This window comes from Ochrobactrum sp. MYb379, from assembly GCF_037479515.1.
Lineage (GTDB): Bacteria > Pseudomonadota > Alphaproteobacteria > Rhizobiales > Rhizobiaceae > Brucella.
The window spans coordinates 53,450-70,007 of the sequence record NZ_JBBGYW010000019.1; the positions used below are offsets into that span (position 1 = coordinate 53,450).

The window sequence follows — 16,558 nt, forward strand, 5'->3', positions numbered from 1 at the left end:
TTTAAGTCTGCAAAAACTTGACGCTTTCGCCAATACGTGGTGAAGGTCGCCATTAAATATCGACTCTCCTTATTGCATCACCTTCGTACGAGTAAATACGGTCATGGCATCCGAACGTTATAATCCGCGCGTGGCGGAAGCACATTGGCAGAAAATCTGGGAAGAAAACCAGACTTTCGAAACCGACAACAGCGATCCGCGCGAAAAATATTACGTGCTCGAAATGTTCCCTTATCCATCAGGGCGCATTCACATGGGCCATGTGCGCAACTATGCGATGGGTGATGTTGTCGCTCGTTACAAGCGTGCCAAGGGTTTTAACGTTCTTCATCCGATGGGATGGGACGCGTTCGGTATGCCTGCGGAAAACGCGGCAATGCAGAACAAGGTGCATCCGAAAGAATGGACCTACCAGAACATCGATACGATGAAGCGTCAGCTGAAATCGATGGGCCTTTCGCTCGACTGGTCGCGTGAATTTGCGACCTGCGATGTAGAATATTACCATCGTCAGCAGATGCTGTTCATCGATCTGTTTGAAAAAGGTCTGGTGACTCGCAAGACCTCGAAGGTCAACTGGGATCCGGTCGACAACACCGTGCTTGCCAATGAGCAGGTGGTGGATGGACGCGGCTGGCGCTCTGGTGCTCTGGTCGAACAGCGCGAACTGACACAGTGGTTCTTCAAAATCACCGATTTTAGCGAAGACTTGCTGGCTGGTCTCGATACACTTGACCAGTGGCCGGAAAAAGTCCGCGTCATGCAGAAGAACTGGATTGGTAAGTCGGAAGGCTTGCAGGTTCGTTTTGCACTCAATGCATCAACTGCCCCCGCTGGCTTCTCGGAAGTTGAAGTTTATACCACCCGCCCTGATACATTGTTCGGTGCGTCTTTTGTCGCGATCTCTCCAGATCATCCACTGGCAAAGACGCTTGCAGAAAACAATGCTGAGCTGACTTCATTCATTGATGAGTGCCATCAGCATGGCACGTCGCTTGAAGCGCTGGAAAAGGCTGAAAAGAAGGGCTTTGATACCGGCATCAAGGTTAAGCACCCGTTTGATGAAAACTGGGAGCTGCCGCTCTATGTCGCCAATTTCGTGCTGATGGAATATGGCACGGGTGCGGTGTTCGGCTGCCCGGCCCATGATCAGCGCGATCTGGATTTCGCCAATAAATATGCGCTGAAAGTGACGCCGGTTGTTCTGCCAAAGGGCGAGGACGCTGCGAGTTTTAGCGTTGGCGAAACCGCTTTCACCGATGATGGCGTGATGATCAATTCGCGCTTTCTGGATGGTATGACACCGGAAGCAGCTTTTGCTGAAGTGGCTGATCGTCTGGAAAAGATTGAGCTTGATGGCCGCCCGCAGGCTGCACGCAAGGTTCAGTTCCGTCTGCGTGACTGGGGTATTTCGCGCCAGCGTTACTGGGGTTGCCCAATTCCGATGATCCATTGCGAAAGCTGTGGCGTCAATCCGGTGCCGCGTGCCGATCTGCCGGTTAAGCTGCCGGACGATGTTGAGTTCGACCGTCCGGGCAATCCGCTCGACCGTCATGCTACATGGCGTCATGTGAAGTGCCCGAAATGCGGTGGCGAAGCGCGTCGTGAAACCGACACGATGGATACGTTCGTCGATTCGTCATGGTATTACACACGCTTTACCGCGCCATGGGAAAACGAGCCAACGGATCGCGCAGTTGCGGATCGCTGGTTGCCGGTTGATCAGTATATCGGTGGCGTTGAGCATGCGATCCTGCATCTGCTCTATTCGCGCTTCTTCACCCGTGCCATGAAAGTGGCTGGCCATGTCGGCATTGACGAGCCGTTCAAGGGCTTGTTCACGCAGGGCATGGTGGTGCACGAAACCTATAAGGCTGATGGCCAGTGGGTGGCACCTGCCGATATTCGCATCGAAGAATCAGATGGCAAGCGCACAGCAACCATGCTGGATACTGGCGCTCCAGTTGAAATCGGCTCGATTGAAAAAATGTCGAAGTCGAAGAAGAATGTGGTCGATCCCGACGACATCATCTCGTCTTACGGTGCCGACACTGCGCGCTGGTTTATGCTTTCCGATAGTCCGCCAGAGCGCGATGTGATCTGGACGGAAGCTGGTGCCGAAGGTGCGCATCGTTTTGTGCAGCGCGTGTGGCGTCTGGTTTCGGAAGCAGCTCCTGTTCTGAAGGATGTTGTTGCGAAGTCCGGTGCAGAAGGCGAAGCGCTTGCTGTTACGAAGGCTGCGCACAAAACGGTTCAGGCTGTGGGCGATGACATTGAAAAGCTCGCTTTCAACCGTGCTGTTGCGCGTCTTTATGAACTGGTCAACACGCTTGCAGCACCGTTGCAGCAGGTTGCATCTGGTAAGGCTGATGACCAGCTGAAGAGTGCAGTGCGTGAAGCCACTGAAATGCTGGTGCTAATGCTTGCTCCAATGATGCCGCATCTTGCCGAACAGTGCGTTACCGAACTGGGTGGGACAATTGCTGGCAAGCAAACGATTGCCGCAACTGCGCTATGGCCAAAATTCGATACAGCAATGATCGTGGAAAACGAGATCGTTATGCCCGTTCAGATCAACGGTAAGAAGCGTGGGGATTTGACAATCGCGCGCGACGCTGATCAAGCTACAATCCAACAGGCAGTGCTCGAACTTGACTTCGTCAAGGCCGCGCTCGAAGGGGGCACGCCGAAAAAGATCATCGTGGTTCCGCAAAGGATCGTCAATGTCGTTGCCTGATCGCTTCATGACCGCTTTTAAGAACTTCCGCGTTGCTTTCGTGGCACTCGGAGCTGCGGTTCTTCTTGCAGGTTGCACCGTGCAGCCGCTCTATTCGGGTGGCGGCAGCGCTGGCAGCACAATCGGTGGCAGCGTTACGCCGGATATGCGCAGCAAGCTGGCGTCGATCTCGGTCGAGCCGGTGAACGACATTTACGGTGTTCAGGTTCGCAACCGGCTGATTTTCCTGCTTTCGGGGGGCGCTGGCGAGCCTGCAAATCCGGTCTATAAACTCCGTCTTGGTCTGAGCAAGTCGGTTACGTCTTTCGTCAGTGTTGATATTGGCGATCAGACGGACCGCACGGGTCGTCCATCGGCTGGTACAGTCAATGCAACGTCGAATTTCGTGTTGTTTGACAAAGACGGCAAGCCGCTGAAAGCCGGTACGCGTACGGTAGGAGCATCGTTTGACCGTCCGCGTCAGGAATTTGCTAACCTGCGTGCAGAGCGTGATGCAACCAAGCGTGCTGCCGAAGAACTGGCCGAGCAGATTTATCTCGCCATCGCTATGCAGATGTCGAAGCTCTGAGCGAATGAGTTTGTTGAATTTCAAAAGGCGGCGCATCCTGTGCCGCCTTTTGCTTATCTGACAGAGGAAATTATGCGGCTCGTTTCATTTTCAGCAAAAGGCTATCGTTCGCTTCGATCCGTTCGGTTTGATTTGGGACAGGTCACGGTCTTTGTTGGTGAGAATGGTGCCGGGAAATCGAACCTCTATCGTGCGCTGCAATTGGTGAAAGCGGCTGCTGAAGGCACATTTTCAACTGAGATTGTGCGCGAAGGTGGAATGCAATCTGCCATGTGGGGCGGTGTCAGGCGCAAGCAGGAGCCAGCCCGAATCATTCTGGAAGCCCAGTTTGAAGATGAACGCCTTGCCTCGCGCCTGTCTTACAAGGTTGAGGCTGGCCTACCGCCTCCGGTATCGGGGGCATTTCCGTTTGAACCACAAATCAAGGAAGAGCAGCTCAATCTCGATACCGGGCGACGTCCGGTTGATCTGATGGATCGCAAGGGGCCTGCGGTGTTTGCACGTGACGGGGAGGGGCGGCGAACCGAACATCCAAGCCGTCTTCTGACGTCCGAGAGTGGGCTATCAGTATTGGGACAGTCCGGGCATTATCCGGAGATCGGTGATCTCGCGGCGCAAATGCGCGGCTGGCGCTTTTATCATGGTTTCAGAAGTGACCGCGATGCACCTGTGCGTCAGCCCTCAATCGCAGCAACCGCTGCCATGCTCGATGAAGACGGCAACAATCTCGCTTCAGTCTTTGCGACGCTCGCGCATATCCGTCAGGATACGGTTGATCTTGATGAGCTGATTGCAGATGCGCTTGAAGGCGCGAAGCTCGACATCCCCTATCCGCAAGAGACAGCTACGTTTGGTTTGAGTTTCCCAGCCTTTCCGCAGCGCGTATTTCGTCCGGGAGAGTTGTCTGATGGACAGATACGTTTGCTGGCTTTGGCTGGCGCACTGCTGTCCTATCGTCTGCCGCCGCTGATTGCTCTGAATGAGCCAGAGGCAAGCCTACATCCCGATATGATTCCATCGCTGGCGAAGATGATTGCGCGCGCCTCTGAACGCAGCCAGATTTGGGTGGTGACACATTCCGCACGGCTTGCCGAGGCGATTACCGAATATTGCGGTAGCAGGCCGATCCGTGTCGCCAAGCATGATGGCGAGACTGAACTTGGATAAACAAAAACGGCGGATCAGTGATCCGCCGTTTTGTATTTTAATCAGTGAACTGATTAAGCGATTTGCTTTAAGCGATCTTTTGGCCAGTCTTCGCCCAATCGGCGAGGAATGTTTCGAGGCCCTTGTCGGTCAGCGGATGCTTGACGAGTGCCTTGAGTGTTGCTGGCGGTGCGGTAACAACGTCTGCGCCGATAAGGGCTGCTTCCTTGACGTGGTTTACGGTGCGAACCGAAGCAGCGAGGATTTCAGTGCGGAAATCGTAATTGTCGAAGATGGTACGGATTTCAGCAATCAGTTCCATGCCGTTGACGCCCATGTCATCGATACGACCGATGAATGGCGAAACGAATGTTGCGCCAGCCTTAGCAGCGAGCAGCGCCTGATTGGCCGAGAAGCAAAGCGTCACGTTGGTCTTGTGACCATCGGAGGTCAGTGCCTTACAAGCCTTGAGGCCGTCGAGCGTCAATGGAAGTTTGATGCAGATGTTGTCTGCGATCTTGGCGATAACAGCCGCTTCCTTCATGATCTGCTCGTATTCTGTTCCAGCAACTTCAGCCGAAACCGGGCCCTTGACGAAGGAGCAGATTTCTTTGGTTACTTCAAGAATATCGCGGCCAGACTTGAGGATCAGCGATGGATTGGTGGTCACGCCATCAACCAGACCGAGATCGTTGAGTTCGCGGATTTCCTTGACGTCCGCAGTGTCGACGAAAAACTTCATAACAGCGTTCCTCCATAATGAGCGCGGGTTAGGGGATTTAAATTGATTTAAATCCGGCAAGGTGGCTTTTCTTTAGCGCAAAGCCGCGCCAAGGTCACGCTATCATGTCGAAAGATTCGCACGATATTTTGAGCCTCTTTGCGGAGCCCACCCAAAGCGTGGTGCCGGTGCTCGTACCCATGCCCGCAGAGCGTCCTTATTCTTATATGGTGCCGGCTGGAATGCATGTCCAGCCCGGTTCGATTGTGCGCGTGCCTTTGGGACCGCGCGAGGTTGCAGGCATTGTATGCGATGGCGCAACCGATGCGGTGGATTCCAAAAAACTGCGGGCAATTACTGAAGTTTTCGATTGTCCGCCTGTGGATGAGCAAATGCTGCGCTTCATGCGCTGGGCTGCAGATTATACGCTTTCACCGCCCGGAATGGTGGCGCGTATGGTGTTGCGTGCGCCTGCGGCCTTTGATCCAGAGCCGAAAGTACCGGGGCTTCGTTACAATGGTGGCGAGCCGGAACGCATGACCGGTGCGCGTGCTCGGGTCATGGAACTGGCGCGCGACGGGCTTGCCTGGACGCGTTCAGGCCTTGCACATGCAGCCGGTGTCTCGCAGACCGTTGTGGAAGGCCTTAAAACGCAGGGCGTGTTTGAGGAAGTGATGCTTCCGCCGCCTGCCGTTGTTGCTAAGCCTGATACAAATTATGCGCGCGCTACTCTTTCAGAGGATCAGCAGGCGGCGGCTGAAATGCTGGCCGAATCAGTTGAGGCTGATGCATTTTCCGTATCGCTGCTTGATGGCGTGACCGGATCGGGCAAAACCGAAGTTTACTTTGAAGCAGTGGCCAAGGCGCTTGATCAGGGCAAGCAGGTGCTGATTCTCCTGCCTGAAATTGCGCTGACGCAGCAGTTTCTTGACCGTTTTCATGATCGTTTCGGTTCAAAGCCTGCCGAGTGGCATTCTGATCTTGCACCCCGCACGCGGGAACGCGTCTGGCGACAAGTGACAGAAGGCATCGTTCGGGTGGTTGCCGGTGCGCGCTCGGCATTGTTTTTGCCGTTTAAAGAGCTTGGCCTGATCGTGGTCGATGAAGAACATGATCCGGCTTATAAGCAGGAAGATCGCGTTTATTATAATGCGCGGGATATGGCCGTTGTGCGTGGTCATATTGGTGGCTTTCCTGTGATACTGGCGTCAGCGACGCCATCGATCGAAAGTCAGGTCAATGCCGATCAGGGCCGTTACAAGCGAATCAAGCTCTATGGTCGATATGCAGAAGCGGCTCTGCCGACGCTGAAAACCATCGATATGCGGCGCTCACCGCCGCCGCCGGGACGTTTTTTGTCACCTGCTTTGACAGAAGCTGTGGGTAAAACGGTGGAACGCGGTGAACAAGCGCTGCTGTTTCTTAACCGGCGCGGCTATGCGCCGCTTACGCTTTGTCGGGTCTGCGGACATAGGTTTCAGTGTCCGCAATGCTCAAGCTGGCTGGTTGAGCATCGCTTTCGCAAGCAGTTGATGTGCCATCAATGCGGCTATCATGAGCCGGTGCCGGAAGCCTGTCCTGAATGTGGAACGCTTGATCATCTGGTCGCTTGTGGTCCGGGTGTTGAGCGCATCGCGGAAGAGGTCGCCGCAACTTTCCCGGATGCGCGAATCATTGTGCTGTCGTCGGATATGGCGGGTGGTGTGAAGCGTCTGCGGCTTGAACTGGACGCGATTGCCAAGGGTGAGGCGGATATTGTCATTGGTACACAGCTTGTCGCCAAGGGCCATAACTTTCCCAACATGACGCTTGTTGGTGTAGTGGATGCCGATCTTGGCCTTGCCAATGGTGATCCGCGTGCCGCTGAACGCACATTCCAGTTGCTCAATCAGGTGACAGGACGTGCGGGACGAACAGGCCGCAAGAGTCTCGGGCTTTTGCAAACCTATCAGCCTGATCATCCGGTGATGAAGGCCATCATCAGTGGCGATTCGGAAGCATTTTATGCACGCGAAATCGAAGAGCGTGAGCGCAGTGTTCTGCCGCCGTTCGGTCGCCTTGCTGCCCTGATTATCTCAGCTGATAACCGGCCTGATGCGGAGAACCATGCACGTGCCTTGCGCCGCGCGGCACCGGCATCGCCGGAGATTTCGGTGCTTGGTCCGGCAGAAGCCCCACTTGCAATCGTGCGTGGGCGTCATCGTTTTCGCATTCTTGTGCACGGGACAAAACGCGCTGATATTCAAGGGTTTATCCGCGCTTTGCTGGCTGCGTCTCCCAAAGAACGCGGTTCGATCCGCGTGAATATAGACATTGATCCGCAAAGCTTCTTGTGATTTCCAAGTCTATGGAAACGTATCGGTTTTTTCGCTATTACGGCTAAAACCACGAGGATAATATCTGATGGAATTCTATCTTCCTGCGACAACCGGCGAATGGCTTGCATGGAGTGCGGCAGTCGTGACAGCGCTGGCTGGTGTCGTCATGTTGTTTGCGCCCGGCATCACGATGAAGCTGTTGCGTCTTCAGCCGATCAATGCGCGCCCTGAAGCTTTTAGTTCCATTCGTGCTGTTCTGGCTGGTCCATATTTGGGTGTAGGCCTGGGTTGTCTGATTTTTGCACAGCCATTTTTGTGGGTGGTTTTAGGGGCTGTTTGGGGATTTGCGCTGTTCGGGCGCTTCATTTCGATGATGTCGGATAAGGGCGCAACTTTTTATAATATCATCGCCGCTGGGGTCGAATTTGCACTTGCTGCCGGAGCCTTGCTTTACGCTTTTGGCTTTATCGACTGAAGTTGGATTGCTGCGCTAAAAAGCATCCTGCTTGATTAGTGAGCTTCGTTAGTAGTTTTCTAACCTAAAATAGCGGCAAAACTTACACAAAAGTGCGGGATTCGCGTGTTGCGAGTCCGGTTCGTCTATGCTAGACGGCAATCACATTTCGGTGTTGTCGCGCTCGCGCGTCAGGGGTTCCCCGGAAACATTCAATAAAATCATCTGCTTGGGCCATTTGGTCCTGCTGAACTCCCAAAAAGATGGTTTCAACGTAGAGAGCAGGTTGTTCGTGGCAGAAACGTCTTCGCTCATTTCAGGTGTCGCACAGCGCTACGCCGGATCGTTATTCGAGCTTGCTCTTGATGCGAATTCCGTTGCTGCTGTGGAAAAAGATCTTGGCCGTTTCGAGGCGCTTCTGAGCGGAAGCGAAGACCTGAAGCGTCTGATTTCCAGCCCGGTCTTCAATGCTGAGGACCAGCTTCACGCCATTGGCGCGATTGCTGATAAGGCTGGTATCACTGGTCTGGTTGGCAATTTCCTGCGCGTCGTGGCGTCTAATCGCCGCCTTTTCGCGTTGCCTGGCATTATCGCCGCTTTCCGTGCGATTGCAGCCGAACATCGCGGTGAGGTTTCCGCTGATGTTATTTCTGCGCATGAATTAACTGCTGCACAGCAGAACGAATTGAAGGCAACGCTGAAGAGCGTCGCCGGCAAGGACGTGACGATCAATGTCACCGTCGATCCTTCGATCCTCGGCGGGCTTGTCGTCAAAATGGGTTCGCGTCAGATCGACACGTCCCTTCGCACAAAACTTTCTTCTCTCAAGCTTGCACTGAAAGAGGTCGGCTGATGGACATCCGCGCCGCGGAAATTTCCGCTATCCTGAAAGAGCAAATCAAGAACTTCGGCAAGGAGGCTGAGGTCTCCGAAGTCGGTCAGGTTCTGTCCGTTGGCGACGGTATCGCCCGCGTTTACGGTCTGGACAATGTTCAGGCTGGCGAAATGGTCGAATTCCCTGGTGGTATTCGCGGCATGGCGCTTAACCTCGAAACCGACAATGTCGGTGTGGTTATTTTCGGTGCCGACCGTGACATCAAGGAAGGCGACGTCGTCAAGCGTACCGGCGCGATCGTTGACGTTCCAGTCGGTCCAGGCCTGCTCGGACGCGTTGTCGATGCTCTCGGCAACCCAATCGATGGCAAAGGCCCAATCGTTGCTACTGAACGTCGCCGCGTCGACGTTAAGGCACCGGGCATCATTCCGCGTAAGTCGGTTCATGAGCCAATGTCGACCGGCCTCAAGGCTGTTGACGCTCTGATCCCTGTTGGTCGTGGTCAGCGCGAGCTGGTCATTGGTGACCGTCAGACCGGTAAAACCGCGATCATTCTCGATACCTTCCTGAACCAGAAGCCAATCCACGACAATGGCCCGGACAGCGAAAAGCTTTATTGCGTTTACGTTGCTATCGGCCAGAAGCGTTCGACTGTTGCTCAGTTCGTTAAGGTTCTCGAAGAACGCGGCGCTCTTGAATATTCCGTCGTGATCGCGGCTACCGCTTCCGATCCGGCTCCGATGCAGTACCTTGCACCATTCGCAGGTTGCGCTATCGGTGAATATTTCCGTGATAATGGCCAGCACGCTCTGATCGGCTATGACGATCTTTCCAAGCAGGCTGTTGCTTATCGTCAGATGTCGCTTCTGCTTCGTCGTCCTCCGGGCCGTGAAGCTTACCCAGGCGACGTTTTCTACCTTCACTCGCGTCTTCTTGAGCGCGCTGCGAAGCTCAACGACGAAAACGGCGCTGGTTCGCTGACGGCTCTGCCAGTCATCGAAACGCAGGGTAACGACGTTTCCGCGTTCATTCCGACCAACGTGATCTCGATCACTGACGGCCAGATCTTCCTCGAAACCAACCTGTTCTATCAGGGTATCCGTCCGGCTGTTAACGTCGGTCTGTCGGTTTCGCGCGTTGGTTCGTCCGCTCAGATCAAGGCCATGAAGCAGGTTGCTGGTTCGATTAAGGGTGAACTTGCCCAGTATCGTGAAATGGCAGCATTTGCTCAGTTCGGCTCGGATCTTGATGCTTCGACACAGCGTCTGCTTAACCGCGGTGCACGTCTGACCGAACTTCTCAAGCAGCCACAGTTCTCGCCGCTTAAGACGGAAGAACAGGTTGCCGTGATTTACGCTGGCGTGAATGGTTATCTTGATAAGATCGCCGTCAACCAGGTTGGCAAGTTCGAAGCAGGTCTTCTTTCCTCGCTGCGCACCGAGCACAAAGATGTTCTCGACGCGATCCGCGACGAAAAGGCACTCACCGACAACATCAAAGCAAAGCTCAAGGCAGCGGTCGACGCGTTCGCCAAGTCTTTTGCTTGAACTTTGTGACGGGATGAACGGATGCCTTCACTAAAGGATCTGAGAAACCGTATCGCCTCGGTCAAGGCGACGCAGAAAATCACCAAAGCGATGCAGATGGTCGCCGCGGCGAAGCTGCGCCGTGCCCAGGAAGCTGCGGAGGCCGCACGGCCTTACTCGCAGCGCATGGGCGCCGTTCTCGCTAACATCGCGCAGAACGTGAGCGGTGAAGATGCACCGGCTTTGATGGCTGGTACAGGTAAAGACGACGTGCATTTGCTCGTCGTCGCTACTGCGGAACGTGGCCTTTGCGGCGGTTTCAACTCGCAGATTGCGCGTTATGCGCGTGATCATGCCCGCAAGCTCCTCGCTGAAGGCAAGACAGTCAAGATTCTGACGATTGGCAAAAAAGGTGCAGATATTCTGCGTCGCGAATTTGCTTCGTTGATTGTTGACCATGTCAATCTGCGTGAAGTCAAACAGCTTGCTTTTGTGCATGCCGACCAGATCGGCCACAAGATCATCGAACTGTTTGAACAGGGCGCATTTGATGTCTGCACACTGTTCTATTCCGAGTTCAAGTCGGTGATTGCACAGATCCCAACTGCACAGCAGCTTATTCCGGCTTCGGCTGGTGCGACTGAGCAGGCAGGAACTGCAGGCGATGCGATTTATGAGTACGAACCTGATCCTGCGGAGATCCTGAGCACCCTGATCCCGCGCAACATTTCGGTCCAGATTTTCCGCGCTCTGCTGGAAAATGTGGCGGGCGAAATGGGCGCGAAGATGAGCGCGATGGACAATGCAACGCGCAACGCCGGTGACATGATCAACAAGTTGTCGATCACGTATAACCGTCAGCGTCAGGCTCAGATCACCAAAGAGCTCATTGAAATCATTTCGGGCGCGGAAGCGCTTTAGAGTTAAGGTTCATCGCATGAATTTTCCCGAAAGGTCTGCAACTTTTCGGGATCATGCTAACGGAAGGTAAAGGATCGATGGCAAAAGCAGCGACCCCGAAAACTACCGCCGCGGCCGAAGCGACGCCAGCAGCGGCAAAAGCTCCAGCCAAGCGGGCTCCAGCTAAGGCAGCTGCTGCTAAGGCTGACGCAGCTCCTAAGGCTGCAACGACTGGCGCAGTAGGCAAGATCACTCAGGTCATCGGCGCTGTTGTCGACGTTCAGTTTGAAGATGGTCAGCTTCCGCTGATCCTCAACGCTCTGGAAACTGACAATCTCGGCAACCGTCTGGTTCTCGAAGTTGCTCAGCATCTGGGCGAAAACACCGTTCGCACGATTGCTATGGACTCGACCGAAGGTCTGGTTCGTGGTCACGAAGTACGCGACACGGGCAACCCGATCATGGTTCCGGTTGGCGAAGAAACGCTTGGCCGCATCATGAACGTTATTGGTGAGCCAGTTGACGAAGCAGGTCCAATCAAGACCACTGCACGTCGCGCGATCCACCAGGAAGCTCCTGAGTACATCGAACAGTCGACCGAAGCTGAAATCCTCGTAACGGGCATTAAGGTTGTTGACCTTCTCGCTCCTTACGCAAAGGGTGGTAAGATTGGTCTGTTCGGCGGTGCGGGCGTTGGTAAGACCGTTCTCATCATGGAACTGATCAACAACGTGGCTAAGGCGCACGGCGGTTACTCGGTATTCGCAGGCGTTGGTGAACGTACCCGTGAAGGTAACGATCTCTACCACGAAATGATCGAATCGGGCGTTAACAAGCTCGGTGGCGGTGAAGGCTCCAAGGCCGCACTCGTTTACGGTCAGATGAATGAGCCACCAGGTGCGCGCGCTCGTGTTGCTCTGTCGGGTCTGACGGTTGCTGAAAACTTCCGTGATAAGGGCCAGGACGTTCTTTTCTTCGTGGATAACATCTTCCGCTTTACGCAGGCTGGTTCGGAACTTTCGGCTCTTCTTGGCCGTATTCCATCCGCTGTGGGTTATCAGCCAACGCTGGCAACCGACATGGGCCAGATGCAGGAACGCATCACCACCACGACCAAGGGTTCGATTACTTCGGTTCAGGCAATTTACGTACCTGCCGACGATTTGACCGATCCTGCACCAGCAACGTCGTTCGCCCACTTGGATGCGACCACCACGCTGAACCGTTCGATCGCTGAAAAGGGTATTTACCCGGCTGTGGATCCACTTGAATCCACATCGCGTATGCTCGATCCAATGATCGTTGGTGAAGAACACTACAATGTTGCACGTCAGGTTCAGTCGATCCTTCAGCGCTACAAGTCCCTTCAGGACATCATCGCCATCCTCGGCATGGACGAACTGTCGGAAGAAGATAAGCTGACTGTTGCGCGCGCTCGTAAGATCGAACGCTTCCTGTCGCAGCCGTTCTTCGTTGCTGAAGTGTTCACTGGTTCGCCAGGTAAGCTTGTTGCGCTTGAAGACACCATCAAGGGCTTCAAGGGCCTTTGCGCAGGTGAATACGATCATCTTCCAGAACCGGCCTTTTACATGGTTGGCTCGATTGAAGAAGCGATCGAAAAGGCGAAGAAGCTGGCTGCTGAAGCTGCTTAATGAATTGAATTTTCGGCGGGTTTTAAAGCCCGCCGAAAATGCCTGTTCATTTGTTTGAGTATGATCTTTTATTGAAGCTTTTTTGTCTTCGGGATCAGGCTCCAGAAATTTAAGTGAGAACCATGGCTCAAGCTTTCCAATTCGAACTCGTGTCGCCAGAACGCCTCTTGCTTTCCGCACAGGTGACGGAAGTTGTCATTCCGGGCAGTGAAGGTTACCTGACGGCGCTCGCAGGCCATTCGCCGCTGATGACGACGATCATGCCGGGTGTCGTTTCGGTCAAGCTGAGCGACGGCAAGTCTGACTCCTACGTGGTCTTTGGCGGCTTCGCTGACATTACTCCACAGGGCTGCACAGTGCTGGCTGAATCGGCAACGCATGTTGATGACGTTGATCCGGCTGACATTCAGAAGCGCATTGAAATTGCACGCAAGCATCTTGAAGATGCTACAAGCAACGAACATCGCACGAAGGCGGAGATTTTCCTGCATCAGCTGATGACGTTGCAGGGCTCGGTTTTACCGGCCTGAAAGGGACAGGCTTCGGCTTCCCATTAAATGAGAATTTGAAAAGGCGGACTTTGGTCCGCTTTTTTGTTTTTATAAGTAGCGCAGCTTATACCATCACGCTTGCGTGAGATTTATAAGATCGCTTGAAAATATTATGGCAGCAATTTATCCCATAACTGAATTGTTAGGTTGCTAATATAAAGGTTGGTGCAATGAGCAGAGCAGAACTCAGCGCGGAAATGATCGATGCAATGGCGAAGGTCAACCGCAAGCTTCGTACTGTATTTGATGCTCGTGTGAAGGAGCGCGGCCTGACACTGGCACGCGCACGCACCCTGTTGACACTGATTGAACAGGAAGGTCTCTACCAGAAAGAACTGGCCGAGGTGTTAGAGATTGAGAATGCCACCATGGTTCGTCTGATTGATGGGCTAGAGCGTCAGGCATTTGTTGAGCGTCAGGCCGTTGAAGGCGACCGTCGCGCCAAGCGTATTGTTATGACGGAAGAGGGCAAGGCACTTGCCCAGCAGGTTGTTGATCTTGCCGCTGAGGTGCGCGTTGATCTGCTTGAGGGCATTAGTGATGAGGAACTCAGCACGACCCTTAAAGTCATGCGTAAAATGTCAGATTCGATGCATAAGGTCAGCTAAGGCTGATCGCGCGTTTGTGATGTGAGCGCTTATTGTTGGGATCTATATGCCATCATGCTGACATAAGGCAGCGCTTAATTCGCACAGTCAAATTCATGACGGAGCGTTGGAGATGCGTTACTCGTCGCAGGCACTGTTCGGCTTTATAGCCATATTTTCGATCATGACAGTTCAAAACGTCGATATGGCGCATGGAAGCCGGCATTCTTATGTGCAGGCGGTCAATGACGTTGGCACTGATGACGGATTGATCTTCGATACACGTTCCGCAACAGATTCCGACGTTAGAGCCACTCTATATGCAAGTGGCGTATTAAACGCGGGTTGAAATTCTGCATTACGGTGCAAGCGTGCGCAGATAGCTCATTAACTCGCTGGCAGTATCGCTCGCGCGGTCTGGCTCCCGCGATATGATCGCTTCAATGAGTGTTGCATGCGCATTTGCGGAGCCAATGATGCCTGTTGTCGGGCGCAATCTGAACCAGAAACGACGGCTGTGTGTTTGCAGTGGTGCTGCGAGGCGCGTGGCGTAAGGGTTTGCAGCAGCGCTTCCCAACACGATATCGAATGCTTTATCGGCATCCAGAAACAATGAAACATTGTCCGACGGTATTGCCTCACGCATCGCATCGGCGGCAGTTTGTAGTCGTTCATAATCGCGCGCGCTGCCAAAGCGTGCGGCATCGCGGGCCAATACGCGCTCAACACCTTCGCGGGCATCCAGAACTTTGTTGAAATCTTTTGGATCAATCGGCGCGATAGCAATCCCGGAACGTGGCCGAACTTCAACCAGTCCCTCCCATGCAAGCCGCTGGATCGCTTCGCGGATCGGTGTGCGACCCATGCCAGTCAATTCGATCAGCGTGCGTTCATTGACGATAGAACCCGGTTCGAGTTCCAGTGTAACGATCAGGCGCTCCAACACGCGATAAGCCTGTTCGGCAAGGCTTTCGCTGCCCCAGCTGTCGACGAGGGCGATGCTGTTGCTGGCAGCTTTATCAATGACACTTGCACGTTCCATGCAGTCGAAGCCTTATACTGATAGCGATTGACACGTCTGAAGCCTATAGATATATCTCTGATATATCAATGAAAGGCACTTTGCCGTCGCAAAAATAATACCGATAACGGTAAGGAGCGACTATCATCGATAACGGGGTTTTCGCATGGTGTCATTCCAAAAGATGCGTGAATGAAACGTATGCGACCGGTACAAAACTGTGCCAGAACTTTGTGCTGAGACGACTATGGCTGAAACGGTCGGGAGCTGTGCATTTATGAAATCTGATCCGAAGGCCTCGCACGACATTGTTATTATCGGCGGCGGGATCGTTGGCGTGGCGACGGCAGCATTGCTCGCAGAGGCTGGCCGTGAAGTTTTGGTCATTGATAGAAGCGGCATTTGTGAGGAAACCAGTTCCGGCAATGCAGCAGCGCTTGCCTTCTCTGATATCCTGCCAATGGCATCCAAAGGCGTTATGGGCAAAGTTCCGGGTTGGTTGATGGATCCGCTTGGACCATTCACGATCCGCGCATCGTATTTTCCGAAAATGATCCCGTGGCTCTATCGCTTCTGGCGCGCTAGCAGTAGCCAAGCATTGGAAAAGACGACTGTTGCGCAGGGCAATATGATGCAGCTCGCACAAAGCGAGATGTTGGGTCTGATTGATCGCGCAGGCTTGCGTGACCGTTTGCGCGAAGATGGTAATCTCGAACTCTATGAGAGTGAAGCCGAACTGAAAGCATCTCAACCCGGTTGGGATGCAAAGGCGAAAGCCGGTATTGCTTATGAGCATGTGCGGGGCGAGCGGTTAAAAGAATTACAGCCGGGCCTCAATCCGCGCTTTGTTGCTGGAACCTTCGTTCCCGGCTGGAAGAATGTCAGTGATCCGAAGCTTTTTGGTCAGGCCATATGGGCCTATGCCGAAAGCAAAGGCGCGCGTTTTATCAAAGCCAGCGTTACAACTGCGCAGGCGGCAAATGGCGGCGCAGTCGTTCGGCTCGACAATGGTACAGAAATTACAGCTTCACATCTGGTTCTCATGGCAGGTGCCTGGTCGAAGAAGCTAGCAAAAGGCTTTGGCGATGTTGTGCCGCTCGACACTGAACGCGGTTATAATACGACGCTTCCGGTTGGCAGTTTTGATGCAAAGCGACAGTTGACCTTTCCCGGTCACGGCTTTGTCGCGACGCCCATGGCTACTGGCTTGCGTGTTGGCGGTGCCGTTGAGTTTGGCGGGCTGGAGCTAGCGCCGAACTATGCGCGCTCGGCTGCAATGCTGAAAAAAGCCTCACAGTTTTTGCCGGGATTAAAAACCGAAGGTGGGCGCCAATGGATGGGCTATCGTCCGTCTATGCCCGATTCTATGCCGGTTATCGGTCGCGCCTCCTCTGGCGGCAATATTTACTATGGCTTCGGCCATGGCCATCTCGGCCTCACCCAATCGGCAGCGACGGCACGTATTATTCGTGATCTGATCACGGGCAATACACCGGCGCTCGATATTGAACCATTCAAGCCACAACGTTTTCGGAACTGACC

Annotated in this window: 15 protein-coding genes; 13 read left to right on the top strand and 2 right to left on the bottom strand. The window is 53.9% G+C overall.

Going from position 1 to position 16,558, the window contains the following annotated elements; genetic code table 11:
• Positions 1-103: 103 nt before the first annotated feature.
• The 3 genes from leuS (at position 104) to WH356_RS21660 (ending at position 4,472) form a co-directional block, all read left to right on the top strand.
• Entirely contained in the window at positions 104-2,737 is a 2,634-nt protein-coding gene (gene leuS / locus WH356_RS21650; RefSeq protein WP_339514568.1) for a leucine--tRNA ligase, read from the top strand.
• On the top strand, positions 2,724-3,305 hold the full coding sequence (lptE, locus tag WH356_RS21655) for an LPS assembly lipoprotein LptE (RefSeq protein ID WP_339514570.1): 582 nt from the start codon (positions 2,724-2,726) through the stop codon (positions 3,303-3,305). Before leuS ends, lptE begins: the two co-directional genes overlap by 14 nt.
• Before the next feature lie 72 nt (positions 3,306-3,377).
• Complete coding sequence (locus tag WH356_RS21660) at positions 3,378-4,472, top strand: AAA family ATPase (RefSeq protein WP_339514572.1); 1,095 nt, start codon at positions 3,378-3,380, stop codon at positions 4,470-4,472.
• 67 nt (positions 4,473-4,539) lie between these two features.
• Here the strand turns inward: WH356_RS21660 and fsa are convergent, their stop codons facing one another.
• Complete coding sequence (gene fsa / locus WH356_RS21665) at positions 4,540-5,193, bottom strand: fructose-6-phosphate aldolase (protein ID WP_007876832.1); 654 nt, start codon at positions 5,191-5,193, stop codon at positions 4,540-4,542.
• Between the two features lie 104 nt (positions 5,194-5,297).
• Between fsa and WH356_RS21670 the strand changes: the two genes are divergently transcribed.
• From WH356_RS21670 to WH356_RS21710, 9 genes are all read left to right on the top strand, one after another.
• Complete coding sequence (locus tag WH356_RS21670; RefSeq protein WP_339514574.1) at positions 5,298-7,508, top strand: primosomal protein N'; 2,211 nt, start codon at positions 5,298-5,300, stop codon at positions 7,506-7,508.
• Positions 7,509-7,575: 67 nt separating this feature from the next.
• Complete coding sequence (locus tag WH356_RS21675) at positions 7,576-7,965, top strand: AGROH133_08824 family phage infection protein (protein ID WP_339514576.1); 390 nt, start codon at positions 7,576-7,578, stop codon at positions 7,963-7,965.
• A gap of 271 nt (positions 7,966-8,236) precedes the next feature.
• A complete protein-coding gene (locus tag WH356_RS21680; protein WP_339514578.1) occupies positions 8,237-8,797 on the top strand; it encodes a F0F1 ATP synthase subunit delta in 561 nt (186 codons plus the stop codon).
• Positions 8,797-10,326: a F0F1 ATP synthase subunit alpha gene (atpA, locus tag WH356_RS21685; RefSeq protein ID WP_007876822.1), complete on the top strand. Its 1,530-nt coding sequence runs from the start codon at positions 8,797-8,799 to the stop codon at positions 10,324-10,326. Before WH356_RS21680 ends, atpA begins: the two co-directional genes overlap by 1 nt.
• Positions 10,327-10,347: 21 nt before the next feature.
• Positions 10,348-11,226 carry a F0F1 ATP synthase subunit gamma gene (locus WH356_RS21690; RefSeq protein WP_339514580.1) on the top strand — a complete coding sequence of 293 codons (879 nt, stop codon included), beginning with the start codon at positions 10,348-10,350 and terminating at the stop codon, positions 11,224-11,226.
• Between the two features lie 77 nt (positions 11,227-11,303).
• Positions 11,304-12,857 carry a F0F1 ATP synthase subunit beta gene (atpD, locus tag WH356_RS21695; protein WP_339514582.1) on the top strand — a complete coding sequence of 518 codons (1,554 nt, stop codon included), beginning with the start codon at positions 11,304-11,306 and terminating at the stop codon, positions 12,855-12,857.
• A gap of 122 nt (positions 12,858-12,979) precedes the next feature.
• Positions 12,980-13,387, top strand: a complete 408-nt coding sequence (locus WH356_RS21700) for a F0F1 ATP synthase subunit epsilon (RefSeq protein WP_339514585.1) — start codon at positions 12,980-12,982, stop codon at positions 13,385-13,387.
• 191 nt (positions 13,388-13,578) lie between these two features.
• Positions 13,579-14,016 carry a MarR family winged helix-turn-helix transcriptional regulator gene (locus tag WH356_RS21705; RefSeq protein ID WP_339514587.1) on the top strand — a complete coding sequence of 146 codons (438 nt, stop codon included), beginning with the start codon at positions 13,579-13,581 and terminating at the stop codon, positions 14,014-14,016.
• A 112-nt stretch (positions 14,017-14,128) separates the two neighbouring features.
• Positions 14,129-14,344, top strand: a complete 216-nt coding sequence (locus tag WH356_RS21710; protein WP_339514589.1) for a hypothetical protein — start codon at positions 14,129-14,131, stop codon at positions 14,342-14,344.
• A gap of 9 nt (positions 14,345-14,353) precedes the next feature.
• Here the strand turns inward: WH356_RS21710 and WH356_RS21715 are convergent, their stop codons facing one another.
• On the bottom strand, positions 14,354-15,037 hold the full coding sequence (locus WH356_RS21715) for a GntR family transcriptional regulator (RefSeq protein WP_339514592.1): 684 nt from the start codon (positions 15,035-15,037) through the stop codon (positions 14,354-14,356).
• A 256-nt stretch (positions 15,038-15,293) separates the two neighbouring features.
• On the opposite strand from WH356_RS21715, the gene WH356_RS21720 reads away from it, so the two are divergent.
• Positions 15,294-16,556, top strand: a complete 1,263-nt coding sequence (locus tag WH356_RS21720) for an NAD(P)/FAD-dependent oxidoreductase (RefSeq protein ID WP_421566182.1) — start codon at positions 15,294-15,296, stop codon at positions 16,554-16,556.
• The last annotated feature ends 2 nt before the right edge of the window (positions 16,557-16,558 follow it).